16 protein-coding genes are annotated in these 16,084 nt (G+C 38.5%); 10 read left to right on the plus strand and 6 right to left on the minus strand.

The annotated features are described in order from the left end of the window. The first annotated feature begins 5 nt into the window (after nucleotides 1-5). Nucleotides 6-611 carry a peroxiredoxin gene (locus H5087_RS13205; RefSeq protein ID WP_007378637.1) on the plus strand — a complete coding sequence of 202 codons (606 nt, stop codon included), beginning with the start codon at nucleotides 6-8 and terminating at the stop codon, nucleotides 609-611. 86 nt (nucleotides 612-697) lie between these two features. On the opposite strand, the gene H5087_RS13210 is transcribed toward H5087_RS13205, so the two are convergent. Together H5087_RS13210 and smpB are read right to left on the minus strand one after the other, a co-directional pair. After that, the gene (locus tag H5087_RS13210) at nucleotides 698-3,289 is read right to left on the minus strand and encodes a TonB-dependent receptor (protein ID WP_182672322.1); all 2,592 of its coding nucleotides are present in this window, start codon (nucleotides 3,287-3,289) and stop codon (nucleotides 698-700) included. A gap of 426 nt (nucleotides 3,290-3,715) precedes the next feature. After that, complete coding sequence (smpB, locus tag H5087_RS13215; RefSeq protein WP_004335699.1) at nucleotides 3,716-4,195, minus strand: SsrA-binding protein SmpB; 480 nt, start codon at nucleotides 4,193-4,195, stop codon at nucleotides 3,716-3,718. Between the two features lie 146 nt (nucleotides 4,196-4,341). Between smpB and H5087_RS13220 the strand changes: the two genes are divergently transcribed. Together H5087_RS13220 and H5087_RS13225 are read left to right on the plus strand one after the other, a co-directional pair. Continuing rightward, nucleotides 4,342-4,782 carry a type II toxin-antitoxin system RatA family toxin gene (locus H5087_RS13220; RefSeq protein WP_182672323.1) on the plus strand — a complete coding sequence of 147 codons (441 nt, stop codon included), beginning with the start codon at nucleotides 4,342-4,344 and terminating at the stop codon, nucleotides 4,780-4,782. Further along, nucleotides 4,779-5,102: an RnfH family protein gene (locus tag H5087_RS13225; protein ID WP_004335703.1), complete on the plus strand. Its 324-nt coding sequence runs from the start codon at nucleotides 4,779-4,781 to the stop codon at nucleotides 5,100-5,102. Before H5087_RS13220 ends, H5087_RS13225 begins: the two co-directional genes overlap by 4 nt. A gap of 133 nt (nucleotides 5,103-5,235) precedes the next feature. On the opposite strand, the gene H5087_RS13230 is transcribed toward H5087_RS13225, so the two are convergent. After that, nucleotides 5,236-5,595, minus strand: a complete 360-nt coding sequence (locus H5087_RS13230) for an outer membrane protein assembly factor BamE (protein ID WP_004335706.1) — start codon at nucleotides 5,593-5,595, stop codon at nucleotides 5,236-5,238. A gap of 107 nt (nucleotides 5,596-5,702) precedes the next feature. Between H5087_RS13230 and H5087_RS13235 the strand changes: the two genes are divergently transcribed. After that, the gene (locus H5087_RS13235; RefSeq protein ID WP_004335709.1) at nucleotides 5,703-6,032 is read left to right on the plus strand and encodes a GIY-YIG nuclease family protein; all 330 of its coding nucleotides are present in this window, start codon (nucleotides 5,703-5,705) and stop codon (nucleotides 6,030-6,032) included. Nucleotides 6,033-6,126: 94 nt separating this feature from the next. Here the strand turns inward: H5087_RS13235 and H5087_RS13240 are convergent, their stop codons facing one another. Then, a complete protein-coding gene (locus H5087_RS13240) occupies nucleotides 6,127-8,046 on the minus strand; it encodes a methyl-accepting chemotaxis protein (protein WP_182672324.1) in 1,920 nt (639 codons plus the stop codon). A 192-nt stretch (nucleotides 8,047-8,238) separates the two neighbouring features. Continuing rightward, a complete protein-coding gene (gene ilvC / locus H5087_RS13245; protein ID WP_004335714.1) occupies nucleotides 8,239-9,711 on the minus strand; it encodes a ketol-acid reductoisomerase in 1,473 nt (490 codons plus the stop codon). 139 nt (nucleotides 9,712-9,850) lie between these two features. On the opposite strand from ilvC, the gene ilvY reads away from it, so the two are divergent. The 6 genes from ilvY to H5087_RS13275 all read left to right on the plus strand — a co-directional run bounded on the left by ilvY (nucleotide 9,851) and on the right by H5087_RS13275 (nucleotide 15,495). Then, a complete protein-coding gene (gene ilvY, locus H5087_RS13250) occupies nucleotides 9,851-10,756 on the plus strand; it encodes an HTH-type transcriptional activator IlvY (RefSeq protein WP_024594947.1) in 906 nt (301 codons plus the stop codon). A 116-nt stretch (nucleotides 10,757-10,872) separates the two neighbouring features. Further along, the gene (locus tag H5087_RS13255; RefSeq protein WP_024594946.1) at nucleotides 10,873-11,919 is read left to right on the plus strand and encodes a GGDEF domain-containing protein; all 1,047 of its coding nucleotides are present in this window, start codon (nucleotides 10,873-10,875) and stop codon (nucleotides 11,917-11,919) included. A gap of 401 nt (nucleotides 11,920-12,320) precedes the next feature. Continuing rightward, the gene (locus H5087_RS13260) at nucleotides 12,321-13,133 is read left to right on the plus strand and encodes a MipA/OmpV family protein (protein ID WP_182672325.1); all 813 of its coding nucleotides are present in this window, start codon (nucleotides 12,321-12,323) and stop codon (nucleotides 13,131-13,133) included. A gap of 1 nt (nucleotide 13,134) precedes the next feature. Next, the gene (locus tag H5087_RS13265; protein WP_024594944.1) at nucleotides 13,135-13,515 is read left to right on the plus strand and encodes a DUF3019 domain-containing protein; all 381 of its coding nucleotides are present in this window, start codon (nucleotides 13,135-13,137) and stop codon (nucleotides 13,513-13,515) included. A 14-nt stretch (nucleotides 13,516-13,529) separates the two neighbouring features. After that, on the plus strand, nucleotides 13,530-14,222 hold the full coding sequence (locus H5087_RS13270) for a response regulator (RefSeq protein ID WP_182672326.1): 693 nt from the start codon (nucleotides 13,530-13,532) through the stop codon (nucleotides 14,220-14,222). Nucleotides 14,223-14,247: 25 nt separating this feature from the next. Next, the gene (locus H5087_RS13275) at nucleotides 14,248-15,495 is read left to right on the plus strand and encodes an ATP-binding protein (protein WP_182672327.1); all 1,248 of its coding nucleotides are present in this window, start codon (nucleotides 14,248-14,250) and stop codon (nucleotides 15,493-15,495) included. Between the two features lie 91 nt (nucleotides 15,496-15,586). Here the strand turns inward: H5087_RS13275 and H5087_RS13280 are convergent, their stop codons facing one another. After that, nucleotides 15,587-15,808, minus strand: a complete 222-nt coding sequence (locus tag H5087_RS13280) for a DUF3820 family protein (protein WP_024594942.1) — start codon at nucleotides 15,806-15,808, stop codon at nucleotides 15,587-15,589. Nucleotides 15,809-16,084: the final 276 nt, after the last annotated feature.

Here is a 16,084-nt window from a genome sequence, read left to right on the forward strand (position 1 = left end):
ATAAAATGGGTGTATTAGTAGGCCGCCAGGCACCAGACTTTACCGCTGCAGCTGTTCTTGGTAACGGTGAAATTGTAGATAGCTATAACCTTCATGAAACAATTAAAGGTAAAAAAGCAGTTATCTTCTTTTACCCACTAGATTTCACGTTTGTATGTCCTTCTGAACTTATTGCATTTGATAAGCGTTTTGAAGAGTTTCAAAAGCGTGGCGTAGAAGTAATTGGTGTTTCTATCGATTCACAATTCTCACATAACGCATGGCGTAACACTGCTGTAGCAGACGGCGGTATTGGTAAAGTTCAATACGCACTAGTTGCAGACGTTAAACACGAAATTTGTAAAGCATACGACGTTGAGCATCCAGAAGCGGGTGTTGCGTTCCGTGGTTCTTTCTTAATTGATGAAGAAGGTAACGTACGTCACCAAGTAGTGAACGATTTACCACTAGGTCGTAACATCGACGAAATGCTTCGCATGGTTGACGCGCTAGCGTTCCACACTGAGCACGGTGAAGTATGTCCTGCTGGTTGGACTGAAGGTAAAAAAGGTATGGACGCAAGCCCTGAAGGCGTTGCTAAGTTCTTATCTGAAAACGAAGGCGAGCTATAATTTAGCCCTTAGTTTTAAATAAAAAAACCGCCAATTGGCGGTTTTTTATTTGTAGCGTTAGCTCACTTTAAAATAAGCTCGCAAAGTTAAAACGAGAAACTAACTTTAGTATAAAAGTATCGGCCTCTAGGGTTGTGTACACCTGAAGCATAACCGTATAGATCAGCGTCGCCATCACCAATTGCAAATGGTGGCTCTTCATCAAATAAGTTATTTACACCTAGCGATACTTTAGTTGAGTCAGTAACACGATAAGATGTTTGTAAATCTACCAGTGTTTGCGAATCAACCATACGTGATGTATTGCTATCAAAGTCTAAATTACCGTCAAAATCAATATCCGGGGTATCTTCAAACTCACCTACATAACTGATGTTTACGTTTGTATTAAACTCGCCAATTTCCCAGTTTGTAGAGAAAATCCAGCGGTGCTCTGGATAGCCATACTCACCGGTGTAATCGCGGCCATCTTTTTCAAATTTATCTTGGTATGCCCATTCTAAATTAAATTTCAATAAACCTAAGTCATCAAGTGAGTGATTGTAGTTAGCTGAAACATCAACCCCAGATACTTCTTGCGAAGAAACGTTTTCAAATGTGCTGTAAATTTTTTGAATTGTTCCTAAGCTATCGCCACCTGTAGGTGTTAAGCGTACACATACAGTACTATCTTGGTTATTACACTCAGAGTTATAAATTGGACCAAACTCTTGCTCATCAATTTTGTTATCTTGAGTGATGCTCCACACATCGACACTTAAACCAAACTCAGCAGAAGGCGCCCAAATAAAGCCGACATTCCATGATTCTGATTCTTCAGCTTCAAGGTCAGGGTTACCAGCAAATTCAATGTTGTAATCAAGTGCATCACAATCAAGGCCCGTTGCTTCACATCGGTATGTATCTACAAAGAATTGGCTTTCTTGAGATGGACCCAAACCAACTTGTGCCAAAGAAGGCGCTCTAAAGCCTTGTGCCCAAGAGCCACGCACTGTGATTTCATCAGTAGGCGCCCAGCGAAGAGCTACTTTAGGGTTTGTTGTTGTACCGAAGTCACTGTAGTCATCGTAACGGCCAGCAAGTTGTAGCTCTAAATTATCAGCAAGAGGGATAGAAAACTCGACATAGGCAGCGTATTGTTCACGATCTGCAGATGCAGATACAGACTCTGTGCCAAATATTAAACCACGTTGAAATTGATCATCAGGAATGTCATTAACGTCTTCTTCACGGTACTCAATACCTGCAGCCATCATTACTACATCATCGCCAAAACTAAATGCTTCGCCTGTAATGTTTGCATCAAAGGAAGTCATGTGAGACTCACCACGACGCACTAAGCTTGTTGTAATACGATTAATTACAGCAGGGTCGTTGTATGTGCCACCAAATGGATTGTAGTTTCCTGCATCAATTTCTTGTTGTAAGAAATCAGTACGCACCCAACCTTGTGTTCTATCACCTGTTTGCAGAGATTTACTTCGGCCTTTTTGTACAGCGGTTTCCCAACTCCAATCATTAAACTCACCTCTAAGCCCTGCAACAAAGCGAAGAGTATCTGATTCAATATCCCATTGGCGTGCGCCAGCATCAACTGTACGGTAACGACCAATTTGGATGTCTTCACCAAATGGATTGTTAGGGTGGCTAGCTGGGACAGTTAAGCCTGCATCTTCATCAAGTGGGGTAGGGGCTCCGGCCGCAACAGACGTATTGTGCTGTACTGCCATTTCTAAAAAGCCCGTAATGCCATTATCAAAGTTATATTCAAATTGAGAAATAGCACCCACGCGTTCAGACGCTGGTGCGATATAACCGTAAGGGCCGTAATCAAATAAACAACTGCCACTTGAAGTTGCATTTTCAGCAGGACAAGCCGGATCAATTGTTTTAACACCGTCTACATAAAAATATCCAGGGAAGCCACGAGATGAGCGAAAATCTTCACCACCATAAGGTGATTGATTTGCTGTACCTAAGCTGCCCATTTCATCAGAAGAAAGAGATGTATTTTTAAAGTAATCGATAATAACTGACGCGCTACTTTTCTCGCTAGTAGTACCCCATACTAAACTTGCTGTTGTTTCTTCATAATTGGGACCATCAGTACCACCGTAGCCCAAATTAACTTCAACACCGTCAATGTCTTTTTTCAAGATTACGTTTACCACACCCGCCACTGCGTCTGAGCCGTAGATAGCTGAAGCACCATCTTTTAGTATATCGATTCGCTCAATGGCAGAAACTGGGATACTGTTAATATCTACAAATGAGTTTGTGATACCTTCGGCAAATGCACTAATAGATACACGACGGCCATTGATTAGTACGAGCGTAGCATCAGCACCTAAGCCACGTAAACTAACAGCAGCAGACCCATTTGCAGTTGAATCTTGGTTGTTACCACGTGTTGAGAAAGTACCGCTACCCGCGACAGGCATTCTTTCGAGGAGTTGTTGTAGGTTGTCATAACCCATGTTCTCAATATCAGCTCTTGCGATTGATTGAACCGGAGAAGGTCCTTCGATATCTGAACGTTTGATTCGTGAGCCAGTTACTTCAATGCGCTCTACTTTTTTAGCTTCTTCAGCAGCGTAAGTTGTTGTTGTAAAACCTGCTGAAAGTGCGATTGTAGCACCTGCAATTAAGCTAGGTGTAAATGCAGTTGATTGCTTCATCCTTAAGTCCTTGTTGATATGTTATAAATTTAGTTGCTCTATACCAATCCTTTTTAAATTGTTAAATAAATCCCATATTTAAGCGGATTGATATAACAAGCGACGACATTAATACCATGTAACTTAAGTGTTAGCAATTAGACTGAAATGTGATTTTAGTATGGTTTTTTGTATGTTTTTGGATGATTTTAAAACAGATGTTATGCGCTGAAGGAGGTTGAAATAGGCGCATATGTTTTATTTTGGAAATAACAAATACAGCCTAAATGCGAGTAATAATTAAATTAATTAATTCACAATAAAATTGTAATAAATTATTTACATGTATATTCTGAATGAATAGTAATCTTGTTGTATATTAATAAAACAAATAATAGTTGGTTTTTTAATAAAAAAAACGCCTAACTTGTTAGTTAGGCGCTGTGCTTATACTTTGTGTTTCATTAAACGTTCTTTTTCGCGAGACCAATCTTTATTTTTCCCGTCGTCACGTTTATCGTGCAACTTTTTACCTTTTGCTAGATGAAATTCAAGTTTCACCCAACATTTTTTCCAGTACATAGCTGTAGCTATTAATGAATAGCCATCTCGCTCTGTTGCGCCGAGTAGACGGTCAAGTTCGCGTCTGCTTAATAGTAACTTACGATAACGCAACGGATCGCAAATTACATGGGTTGATGCACTATTAAGTGGCTGGATTTGCGCGCCAAGCAAAAATGCTTCGCCATTTTTAAGATGAATATAAGTTTCGGTGATGTTTACCTTACCTGCTCGGATACTTTTTACTTCCCAGCCTTGTAGTTCAACACCTGCTTCAAACTTATCGTGTAAAAAATACTCATGTCGCGCTTTTTTGTTTAGCGCGATGGTATTACTTGTCGATTTTGATGAATTTTTCTTAGCCATAGTGCCCTATAATATACGTAATGTGAGATGTTTTACATCGATTTTTTAATAATGCTTTTAAAAATTAAGCTTTAATTTAAGCAGCATGAAAATTTGGGGAAACGCGCAAAGCTTGCTAAAATTCGCCCACACAGTTGGGAGTGAGTATGCCACAAATAGAAAAAAGTGCGCTGGTTATGTACAGCACTAAAGAGATGTTTGATCTAGTTAATGATGTAGAAGCTTATTCGCAGTTTTTACCAAATTGCTCAGACTCAAAAATTGTTTCACAGCATGATAATAACATGACCGCGAGTTTAGAAATATCTAAGGCGGGTATAAAAAAGTGGTTTACCACCGAAAACACCTTTGTTGATGAGCAAACAGTGTTGCTAAGCCTTGTTGATGGACCATTTAAGATGTTAAAAGGACGTTGGCACTTTCAAGAGCTTGACGCCAAAGCATGTAAAGTTCACTTGCAACTAGAATTTGAATTTTCAAATAAGTTAATAGAGCTTGCCTTTGGTAAGATTTTTAACGATGTTGCAAAAAATATGGTGAGTGCATTTACTCAACGTGCAAAACAGGTGTATGGAGCGCGAGTATGATTAATGTTGAGGTGGTATTTGCGTTACCAACCACGGCAACGTGTTTATCAATTGAAGTGCCACAAGGGACTACAGTCGAGCAAGCTGTTATTCAGTCAGGTATTATACAAAAGTGCCCTGAGATAGATGCTACATCGCTAACGTTAGGTGTGTGGAATCGAACTGTAAAAGCTAACTATGAGTTAAAAGACGGTGACCGTATAGAGATATATCGTCCATTAATTGCAGATCCTAAAGATGCGCGCAGAAAGCGTGCAGAAAAAGCTAAAGAAGAGGGGCGTGCAAATAAAATAACGGGTGGCCGCCCACTCGAAAAGTAACGCAAATCGGTATAAACGTGGAAAAATTTAACGGATTAAATCACACGCTAACGTTGTTTATAATGGTAAAAGCTTTTAAATAAACCAATAAAAAAGGTGAGCCATGCTCACCTTTTTTTACCACTTGAGAAATTTATTGCTCGAGCGGTGTAGTAAAGTTTTCAGGTTGGTCATAATCACCTGAGATTGAAACTAACTTTTCATTTTCAAAGTTAATTACTAACTCTTTATTTTGCTCGTTTTTACGGCCCTTATTAAAGCTGTAAATATAACGCCAAGTATTGTTATCAAAGGCGTCTTCGGCAATAGGTCTGCCTAATACGTAAACAACTTGCTCTCGAGTCATATTTACACGAAGTTTTTCAACATCCGATTGCTCTAAAAAGTTGCCTTGGGGGATGTTAATTCGGTATACCCAGCTAGAGCAACCTGCTGCTGAGCTAAGTGTTAAAGCAACGATAAGCCAAAGAGAAAAAGTTTTTAAAGACTGCATTGTTAGTTGTGATCCTTATTTTTTATAATCTGCATGATACCGATTAGTCACTGAAGGTAAAACCCTTTTAAGCAATTGTTTTGTGTTAAGGGCGTTAAGGTAATGTTTTGACCATTAATAATGAAAAAAGTTTACAGCACATCGAAACGAATATTTTAAAAACGGAGTCTACTTGGTTTTTATATATAGTTGAGACACGATTTGGTCATTGGTACACAGGGATCACGACTAATGTTGAAAAACGCTTTGCAACTCATCAAGCCGGCAAAGGGGCCAAAAACCTTAGAGGGAAAGGGCCGCTTTTACTTATTCATCAACAACAAGTTGGTAATAAAAGTGAAGCAAGTAAACTTGAGTATCAATTAAAAAAGCTTTCTAGAGCCAAAAAAGAAGCATACGTTTTAGCATTTAATACCGGCGACACTAAAATCATTTAGTTAATTTACTTAGATTAAACCGTATTCGCTGTGGGCAAAAGCTAGCTTTTAATATAGCTTTTGCTCACAAAGGAAATATAGCAGTTATAGCTGCTTAGTGATGTTTTTCAAAAGTAGCGACAAGTGCGTCGAGTGTTTGAGCACTGTTTGCCAAGTCACGAATAGCTTGCTCTGTATTGATTTGCTCGCTCATTGCTTTATCGCTAATTTCACTTATTTGCTCTATGTTACGACCTACATCAGCAACCACATTACTTTGCTGTTCAGTTGCAGTTGCAATAAGCGTAGCCATATCGTTTATTTGATTAGCTGTTTCGGCTATCGCATCGAGTAATTCTACTGAGCTTTGCATGGCTCCAACGCTTTGCTGCGCTTTATCTTTTGATTGGCTAATATCGTTAACTACATCATCAGATATTCTTGTAAGCTCTTCAATCATAGATTGAATTTCGGTGGTTGATTGCGATGTACGGTTTGCCAGAGCGCGTACTTCATCAGCAACAACAGCAAAGCCTCGGCCGTGCTCACCTGCGCGAGCAGATTCAATTGCCGCGTTTAAAGCAAGTAGATTAGTCTGATCCGATATCCCTCTAATTGAATCCACAATACTTGCTATATCAACCGTTTTTTTAGAAAGCAAAGTAACTTGCTCTGTTATGCCATCAATATCGCTAGCTAGGGCTGAGATAGTTGCCTGGCTTTGTAATACTTGTTTGTGGCTTTGAATGGTGTTCTCACGGCTGTTATCGGTTAACTTAGCTGTATTCGCTGCGCTTTGTGCTATTTCTTGCACTGTAGCGCCCATTTCGTTGATAGCTGCTGCGACAGATATTGTTTGCTCTTTTTGATTATCAATTGCTTGCGAGTTTCGTTTTGCCTGTTCAAATACATGATCAGAACTTTGGCGAATATCGTGGCTTTCACTGGCAACTTGAGTAATCGCTGTTTCTATTTTATTTATAAACTGGTTAAAGCCATTACTTAAATTGTTGAGCTCTGGTTGGCTTGATTCTGGTAAGCGGTACGCTAAGTTTGCATCGCCAGAGCCTAAGCGTGAAAATAACTCAGCCATTTTAGAAAGTGGAGATGAAAGAGAGCGAGCAAGTAAGTAACTAATCAAGCTAGCAACTAACGCGGTGATTACTGTAAAAGTAAATATTTGCCATTGTAGGGTGTTTACACTTGCGAATACTTCACTTTTTGGTACTTGAGCTACAACATATAAGTCAGTGTTTTTAATTGGGGTTGCAGCTATAAGAGTTGGTTCGCCATTTAAGTTAATTTCTTCTAGTGCAAAGCCATTACTATTAAATAGTTGGCTGTGAATATTTGCAGTATATAAATCGTCAATATTTGCTTTTGCTACTTTATTGGCATCTTTATGAAGTTGAATTAATCCATTTTTATCTGCAATAAATACAAAACCTGTTTGCTCAATTTTAAATTGCTGTAATAGCTTTTGCATATCAGTGATGCTTTTTGCAAGACCTGCTAAACCAGTACCATTAGCTTGCTGATGATTTACAAACATTTTCACATCATTGGCTGACTCTTGATAAATACTGATAGAATAAGGTTGTTTTGATTGTTTGAACGCAAAAAACCAGCCATCAGCTGCATCGTTTTTTAACACACGCAAAAAACCATTCTGGTTCCAGTACTGTGCAGTGTCCCTATTTGCCCAAGATGCTGTTGCTAAATCGTATTGCTGGGCAACACGATTTAATTCTTTTAATAATAAAGTGTCGTCTTGATTACTAGACTGAGCCCACTGTAAAACAAATTCGTTTGATGATAGTTGCTGAGCAGCACCAAGTAACTCATTAATTTCACCGCCTATATGATTACTGATTGTTTGCAGTTTACTAGGTAGCTCTGACTCGATCATACGTTGCTCAATTATGTCTTTAGAGCTGTATAAAGAGGTCAAGCCAATCAGTGCCGCTACGCATATAGCAATAACACTGCCTAAAGCTGTGATTTTTTGAGTAATAGAAAGGTTTTGTATCGTCATGATATTAATTAATTTTACAACTGATTAGAGGACTATACTAGCACATTATTTATTTAGAGCTAGATATTGCCTACTGTGAAATGAATAGAAGGTAGCGTGTTATGGTTAAAGTTTTATGAATATGCATAAAAAAGCCCATAAGCAAAGCATATGGGCTTGGTTTCTAACAAGCGAAACATTTATCGTTTAGGGTTAAACAATCTTTTTCATTGCTGACATGTAGCCACGTAATTTAGCACCTACTTTTTCAACTGGGTGTTCACGAAGGGCGGCGTTAATTTGAATTAATGTTTGGTTATCAACTTGGTTACTGTGCTCGCCAAGGCCTTTACCAATAACATCTGTATCAATTTTTTTCATAAAATCTGCAAGTAATGGCAAACATGCATGGTTATATAGGTAACATCCATACTCTGCAGTGTCAGAAATTGTACGGTTCATTTCAAAAAGCTTTTTGCGTGCAATAGTATTAGCAATTAATGGCGTTTCATGTAAAGACTCGTAGTAAGCTGACTCTTCAATAATACCGGCTGCTGTCATGGTTTCAAAAGCAAGTTCAACACCTGCTTTTACCATTGCTACCATTAAAATACCGTTATCAAAAAATTCCTGTTCTGAGATTTCTACATCGCCAGCAGGGGTCTTTTCAAAGTTAGTCTCTGCTGTTTCAGCGCGCCATTTAAGTAAGTTTACGTCATCGTTATTCCAGTCTTCCATCATAGTGCGTGAGAAAGTGCCGTCGATGATGTCATCTTGATGCTTATTATAAAGCGGGCGCATAATTAGTTTTAGCTCTTCGCTTAGTTCGAACGCTTTTACTTTTGCAGGGTTTGAAAGGCGGTCAAGCATGTTTGTAACGCCGCCGTACTTAAGTGCTTCGGTGATTACTTCCCAGCCGTATTGAATTAGCTTTGATGCATAACCCGCATCAACGCCTTTTTCTATCATTTTATCAAAACATAAAATAGAGCCAGTTTGTAACATGCCACATAAAATGGTTTGCTCGCCCATTAGGTCTGACTTAACTTCAGCAATAAATGATGATTTAAGTACACCTGCACGGTGTCCGCCAGTCCCTGCTGCATACGCTTTAGCTTGTGCTAAACCATGACCTTGAGGGTCATTTTCTGGGTGAACAGCAATTAGAGTTGGTACACCAAAACCGCGTTTGTATTCTTCACGTACTTCAGAACCAGGACACTTAGGCGCAACCATGATTACAGTAATGTCTTCACGTACTTGCATGCCTTCTTCAACAATATTAAAGCCATGAGAGTAGGCAAGTGTAGAGCCTTTTTTCATAAGCGGCATAATTGCACTTACTACAGCGGTATGTTGCTTATCTGGTGTTAAATTAAGTACTACATCAGCTGTTGGGATTAGTTCTTCGTAAGTGCCAACAGTAAAGCCGTTTTCAGATGCGTTCAAAAATGATTGGCGACGCTCAGAAATAGCTGATGCGCGTAATGTGTAAGAAACATCTAAACCAGAGTCACGTAAGTTTAAGCCTTGGTTTAAACCTTGTGCGCCACAGCCTACAATAACTAGTTTTTTACCTTTAAGTGCATCAACGCCATCGGCAAATTCGCCTGCGTCCATAAATTCACATTGCGCTAATTGCGCTAATTGCTCGCGTAAAGGTAAGGTATTGAAATAATTCGCCATTGTTAGTGTCCTATAAAGTCATGTTTGTTAGATGCGCAATGTTTACTGCGCTTACAAACACCATATGTAAAATCGTTGCTTGCGTAAAATGATATATTTGAATTAAAGTGTTTCATAATATGAAATGCAGGGGGGTTGGATGGAACATAAGCACTTAAACTACTTTTTAGCGTTGGCTAAAACACTTCACTTTGGGCGCGCAAGTGAGCTTTGCCACATAAGCGCACCCACTTTGAGCCGAAATATAAAACATTTGGAAGAAGAAGTTGGAGTAGCATTGTTTATCCGCGATAACCGAAGCGTTAAATTAACGCGTGAGGGGGAGTCCTTTATTGATTACGCAACGGCAACGCTTGCTAATTGGCAACGTTTTAAAACGAATGTAAAAGACCCACAACAGCATATTTACGGCAAAGTAAGTATTTATTGTTCTGTAACTGCATCTTATAGTTTTTTACATCAAATATTAGAACAACTTCGTGCGCAGCATCAGTACATAGAGATAACATTAAATACAGGCGACCCAGCACTTGCTATAAATCGTGTACTTGATGGCCACGAATTAATGGCAATTGCAGCTAAGCCTAATAAATTACCGTCGCAAATTGCCTTTGTTGATATTGGGCACTCACCACTTTTATTAATTGGCCCAAAAATTCAATGTCCGATCACACAAAAGCTTACACAAAATAGTGATGACATTAATTGGTCTGATTTAGAGTTTATTGTCCCAGAACAAGGTTTTTCTCGCCAAAGGTTAGAGCACTGGTGGCGCAAAAATAATATTCACGGAAAAATCTACGCCCAAGTTGCAGGACATGAAGCAATGGTATCTATGGTGAGCTTAGGGCTAGGCGTCGCAATGGTCCCTAAAATAGTGCTAGATAATAGCCCGCTGCAGGATAAGGTACAAATACTAACACCAAAAATGCAAGCACCTGAAGGGTTTGATATCGGTTTGGCGGTATTAAGAAAAGAGTTAAATGACCCTGCAATCAGTGCGTTGTGGAATATTGCGCAAACTTTAGAAGCAAAAGCAATTTAATATGCACACAGAGCAAGCAAATTAGTTAAATAGTATGAATATAGGTTGCGTATAAGTTTACTATTACTTAACATTGAGTGCTAATAATAAAAACAATGACGCTTGAGAGTTTATTTATGAACCACGCCGTATCACTTGCTCATTCTGCTCAATGCCTTAAAAAGGCGATTCCTTTGATGGTAAAATACCGCATGCCGGTAACGCCTATCAACTATGCAATTTGGTACTGTTACATTCAAGGGAGTAACCCTTCATTAAATGCTGAATTAGACCATGTTATTGCTGAGCAACAAACATGCTCACAAGACAAAGCAAAAGAAATTTTTGATAAGCATTTAACGCAAGACGACCTGGCTTTCTTTCAAGAAATGACTGAAAAGTTCCATACAACTATGGAGCAAGTCCAGCAAGATATAAGCACCACGCTTGAGCATTCCAAAAGCTTTACAACAAGTTTAGTTGATTCACAAAATGAATTAAATATGCTTGCTGATGTAAATTCTTATAATGAAATATTAGGTTGTGTAGAGCGCTTAACTGACGATTCTATTGCTATGCAGGATTATGCTAGAGAATTTCAAACTAAGTTAGCTGTTGCTTACAACGAAATAAAAGATTTAAAAGAAGCACTTAATATTTCAAAAGAAGCAGCTGATACCGACACGCTTACGGGGTTTTATAACCGAGGTAAGTTTGATTCAGATATCGTAAAATTTTGTTTTGAATACTCAGAGAAAGCACAGGAAGATTCTCTTGCCGTACTAATTATGTTTGATATTGATCACTTTAAACGTTTTAACGATGACTTTGGTCATCAAAAGGGTGACGAAGTGTTGAGGTTAGTTGCCAAAAAAGTGAGAGAAAATACAACTGAAACAGCAAATATATATAGATACGGTGGCGAAGAGTTTTGTATAACAGCTTATTTTGACACTATTAACGATATAATAGCGTTTGCCGATTGTATACGTTTAGCTATTGCGAAATTAGCGATTCGTAAAAAGCATGATATAACAGCTAAACGTGCTATTTCTGCAAGTTTTGGTTTAGCTATTTTACGTCCATTTACTAATAGCTCAGTTTTAGTTGAGCGTGCAGATAGAGCCTTATATATCGCAAAAACACATGGCCGAAACCGAATAGAAATAGCCCCTGATATTTAATAAGCATCAGAAGCTTGATTTATTACGGCTAAAGCCGCTATTAACTTTGGTAACCTAGTAGCTTGTAAGGTTAATAAAAAAAAGTTGTTAGAGTTGGCTTCCTGCAGATTTTATTTGAATTAAAGCATTTGCGAGGTTATCCCTCATTTCCAAAGTTTCTCAAAGCAGTGCCAGCTTAGCCAACGCACATAACTAATTTGAAGGGTTTGTCACTTCAAAAACACAAAAGTTAACATTTGTGTATACAAATTGTGAATAATTGTAACCAGCTAGAGCTAGTTTAAAAAGACCTTGCTAGTATGGGGAACTTACTTAATTTAATACTTTGATGTACGCTGATGCGGTATTCCTTCTCCTTATTAACTGCTCTATGTTTTAGCACTTTGTTTGCTTGCCTTTCGGTGCAAGCAACACAGGCAAGCAAGCATGCTGACGATTATACAGAGCAAGATATAACAACTGATCGTCTGCATTTGAGTTTAAGCGTTGGGGCTGGAGTTATAACCAACCCTTTGCATGGTGGAGATCATATTCCGCTTGTGCTTATTCCACAAATTGCGTTTTATGCAGAGCAATGGTTTTTTGATAATGGCCGCCTTGGCTATTCATTTTCACAATCCCCAAAGCATCACTTTAATCTAGTTAGTGAACTCAACTCTGAATCTCGCTTTTTTATAGACTGGCACCCTAAAAATGTATTTGCATTGCAAAGTAGTGTACTTAACAATCAGTTTGCAATGCAAGATGAAGCCTCGTCCTCTCGCTACGCTGATATTGATAATTTGCATAAACGGCAAATTGCCTTGGATGCGGGTATTGCATATCACTATGTAAATGATGACCATGTTTTTTCAGTTCAGGCTCTGCATGATATAACCGATGTTTATCGAGGTGTACGCGGTGCATTGCAGTGGCGATATCATACTGTGCTAGGAAAGCTTAAAATAAAGCCAACACTTGGAATAAACTATAAATCTGCGGAACTAAATAGCTATTTTTATGGACTTAATGAGGGTGAAACTCAATTTGGCAAAATAGACGTTGGTAGTAGTTGGCAACCTTATGCTAAAATCGACGCCCGTTGGCCACTGAGTAAGGCTGACTCTCTTCGTTTTCATGTAGCATATTACGACTATTCGGCTATGGATGGCAGTCCGCTCTTTGAACGTACTTATTCAATGACTGCATTTATAGGATTCGATCGTACTTTTTAATATGAAGTATTCAATATTAGTTGTGTTTATTACCACTTTTTTTAGTGGTTTTAGTGTGGCACAAACCCCTGTTTTTAGTGTTTCTCCAAAAGTCTGCGTGGTTTCCGAACAGCAGGATTTTTGCGATCTTGATTTACAGTTTAAATGGCTATTAAACACCTATAGTGATGTCTGTTTGTATCAACAAGAACAACTACTTCAATGCTGGCAGCAGCAGCGTTCTGGGCAATTTAATTATAAAGCGCGTGTTCAGGTGGAGACCATATACTCCTTAATCAATCCTCATACGGGTGTGTTAATAGCAAAAACACAGGTTGAAGTACAAAGCGCCCATGCTAAAAAAAATAGGCGTAGGCTTCGCTCTCCGTGGAGCTTTTTTTAATTTAGGAGCAACTAATGCCAAAAATTTTACTTGTTGAAGATGATCTCGGTTTACAACAGCTAACAAAAGATTACCTTGAACATAATGGCCTTGAAGTCGAAGTGTTAGAGCGTGGTGACGAAGTGTTTAATTACCTAGAAAACAATACACCCGATTTAATGATTCTAGACGTTATGCTGCCAGGTAAAGATGGCTTTAGCGTTTGCCGCCAAGTAAGAGATAAATCTACTCTACCAATTTTAATGTTGACTGCTAAAGGTGAAGACTTCGACCAAGTACTTGGTTTAGAACTTGGTGCTGATGATTATGTAATAAAACCAGCAGAGCCACGTGTATTACTAGCGCGGATTAATGCATTACTACGACGTGGGCAACCAATAGTAAAATCTAGTGAAGAACTGCAGTTTGGTGATTTAGTTATCGATAAAACAAGCCGTATTGTAAAACTAAGTGATTCAGAGATTGTATTAACTTCGCACGAGTTTGAACTACTATGGCTATTAGCATCAAATGCGGGTGAAGTACTAAGCAGAGAACATGTGCACCAGCATATGATTGGCCGCCAATACGATGGACTTGATAGAACTGTGGATGTACGCGTATCACGAATTCGTAAAAAATTAGGCGATAATAGTGATAAGCCGTATCGTATAAAAACCGTATGGGGACAAGGCTATTTATTTGTTTCTGATGCATGGGATCTTTAGAACTATTTAAGGTTAATCGGCTGTAATGGGAAAACTGTTTACCAGCTTATACTTATATATCATTGTTTCATTATTTGTTGTAAGTGGTGTTATTGAGCAGCTGTGGCCCTATGAAGAGTCGCAGCAGCAGGTCTTCTTAGACGATGAGTTTGGGCAATCACTGTGGTTGCTTTCACAAACCCCAAATGGTCTTAAAAAACTAAAGCATAACTTTGAAAGTAAAGTGATTGAACGACGTGATTTAATACTTCCTCAAAAACAACAATCGCAGCTAAATCAAAACCACTACTTATATTTGTATGATAAGCAACAACGCATTGTTTGGTATGTAGATCTCGGTAATGATTCATTACTTCAAGTAGGACCGGTAGGCGTATTAACGCAGCAATCATCTTCTGTTTGGCCGTATTTATTACTACTTATTATTGTAGGTATACCAGTTGGGCTATGGAGCTTTTTACTCTGGCGTGACTTTGCAAAGCTACGTAAAGCGTGTGAAGCGGTAGAGGGTTTGCAAGACTTTCAACTAAATGACTCTTCTAAGTCTTTCTTTTTACCTATAACTGATACATTAAAGGTAATGCAGCAACGTATTGAGTTTTTACTTAGTGCGCAGCAAGAACTTACCTCATCGGTGTCGCATGAGTTTAGAACGCCACTAGCACGTTTAAAGTTTGCAATAGTCATGCTACAAGAACAAATGCTTGACGAAAAAGGCGAAAAATACCTAACAAACATGCAAACAGATATTAGTGAGCTTGAGTCACTAGTTTCTGAAATGCTTGAATACGCGCGATTAGACTCTCAACAACCAAGTTTACAGCCAATAAACTGCGATTTAGCTGGGCTGGTAAAAACCACTATTGAAAAGCTAAATTTTGAAGCTAGAACAACGCTCTCTATAAACCTCCCTGAGCATTTAAATTACTACTGTGATAGCCACTTTATGGCGCGAGTATTTCAAAATTTAATTGGCAATGCGCTCAAATACACTCATCAACAAGTCAAAATTTCATTGCTACAAGAGGCAACTCACATCGTATTGATTGTTGAAGATGATGGTGAAGGGATTGACCCCGTTGAGCGAGAAAACGTATTTAAGCCTTTTACTCGATTAGATAAAAGTAGAGGCAAGGACACTGGTGGCTTTGGTTTAGGGCTTGCTATAGTTGCTAAAATTGTGTCGTGGCACCAAGGGGAGTGTAAAGCAGAAAGCTCAAGCTTAGGTGGTGCTAAATTTATTGTATATTTACCTCTTAAATTTAAGACATAAAAAAAGCGCCTAAGGCGCTTTTTTTGCGGTTAAAAACCAAAATCAACAAGTAGCAATATAATAGACCGCAAGTATTTAAAAAAGTTCTCAATTATTTTTTATTTTTTTCAAGTAATGGCATTAACATTTGCTCAAGGCCATTTAGTTTAACCTCATACATCATCGCTAGTTGGCTACCAAGTTTCGAGTTAGGAAATCCCTGCTGTTTGAACCACACCAAATAAGGTTCTGGTAGTAGTAATAAAGGGCGCCCAGCATATTTCCCAAAAGGCATCGTTGTATTTACAGCTATTTTTAATTGTTTTGGATCCATAAGAGTTACTTAGGTTTTAAAGTCTGCGTAAGTGTAAGGGATTTTAGAAATATAAAATAGGCTGTGACGGGCAAGAAACAGCCTATTTTGCGAGGGAGTAGGCCCTCTGATTTAATAATTTTTTGTTGATTAATATAAACCTAGTTGAACTTTAATTAGCTGGGATCTAATTAAGTTATTATTAGAACATGGGGTTTTATTTAACCAACATGGATAGTCTACCTGTTTTTTATGGTCGTGGTGAAATGGCTTGTAAAGGAATGTAAATAGAATTGC

Source organism: Pseudoalteromonas sp. SR43-7 (assembly GCF_014163785.1).
In the GTDB taxonomy this organism is placed as follows: domain Bacteria; phylum Pseudomonadota; class Gammaproteobacteria; order Enterobacterales; family Alteromonadaceae; genus Pseudoalteromonas; species Pseudoalteromonas distincta.

Excerpts from the sequence above, each read along its gene's own strand:
- H5087_RS13205 (WP_007378637.1), top strand. The coding sequence starts at position 6 with ATGGGTGTATTAGTAGGCCGCCAGGCACCAGACTTTACCGCTGCAGCT.
- H5087_RS13210 (WP_182672322.1), bottom strand. The coding sequence starts at position 3,289 with ATGAAGCAATCAACTGCATTTACACCTAGCTTAATTGCAGGTGCTACA.
- smpB (WP_004335699.1), bottom strand. The coding sequence starts at position 4,195 with ATGGCTAAGAAAAATTCATCAAAATCGACAAGTAATACCATCGCGCTA.
- H5087_RS13220 (WP_182672323.1), top strand. The coding sequence starts at position 4,342 with ATGCCACAAATAGAAAAAAGTGCGCTGGTTATGTACAGCACTAAAGAG.
- H5087_RS13225 (WP_004335703.1), top strand. The coding sequence starts at position 4,779 with ATGATTAATGTTGAGGTGGTATTTGCGTTACCAACCACGGCAACGTGT.
- H5087_RS13230 (WP_004335706.1), bottom strand. The coding sequence starts at position 5,595 with ATGCAGTCTTTAAAAACTTTTTCTCTTTGGCTTATCGTTGCTTTAACA.
- H5087_RS13240 (WP_182672324.1), bottom strand. The coding sequence starts at position 8,046 with ATGACGATACAAAACCTTTCTATTACTCAAAAAATCACAGCTTTAGGC.
- ilvC (WP_004335714.1), bottom strand. The coding sequence starts at position 9,711 with ATGGCGAATTATTTCAATACCTTACCTTTACGCGAGCAATTAGCGCAA.
- ilvY (WP_024594947.1), top strand. The coding sequence starts at position 9,851 with ATGGAACATAAGCACTTAAACTACTTTTTAGCGTTGGCTAAAACACTT.
- H5087_RS13255 (WP_024594946.1), top strand. The coding sequence starts at position 10,873 with ATGAACCACGCCGTATCACTTGCTCATTCTGCTCAATGCCTTAAAAAG.
- H5087_RS13265 (WP_024594944.1), top strand. The coding sequence starts at position 13,135 with ATGAAGTATTCAATATTAGTTGTGTTTATTACCACTTTTTTTAGTGGT.
- H5087_RS13270 (WP_182672326.1), top strand. The coding sequence starts at position 13,530 with ATGCCAAAAATTTTACTTGTTGAAGATGATCTCGGTTTACAACAGCTA.
- H5087_RS13275 (WP_182672327.1), top strand. The coding sequence starts at position 14,248 with ATGGGAAAACTGTTTACCAGCTTATACTTATATATCATTGTTTCATTA.
- H5087_RS13280 (WP_024594942.1), bottom strand. The coding sequence starts at position 15,808 with ATGGATCCAAAACAATTAAAAATAGCTGTAAATACAACGATGCCTTTT.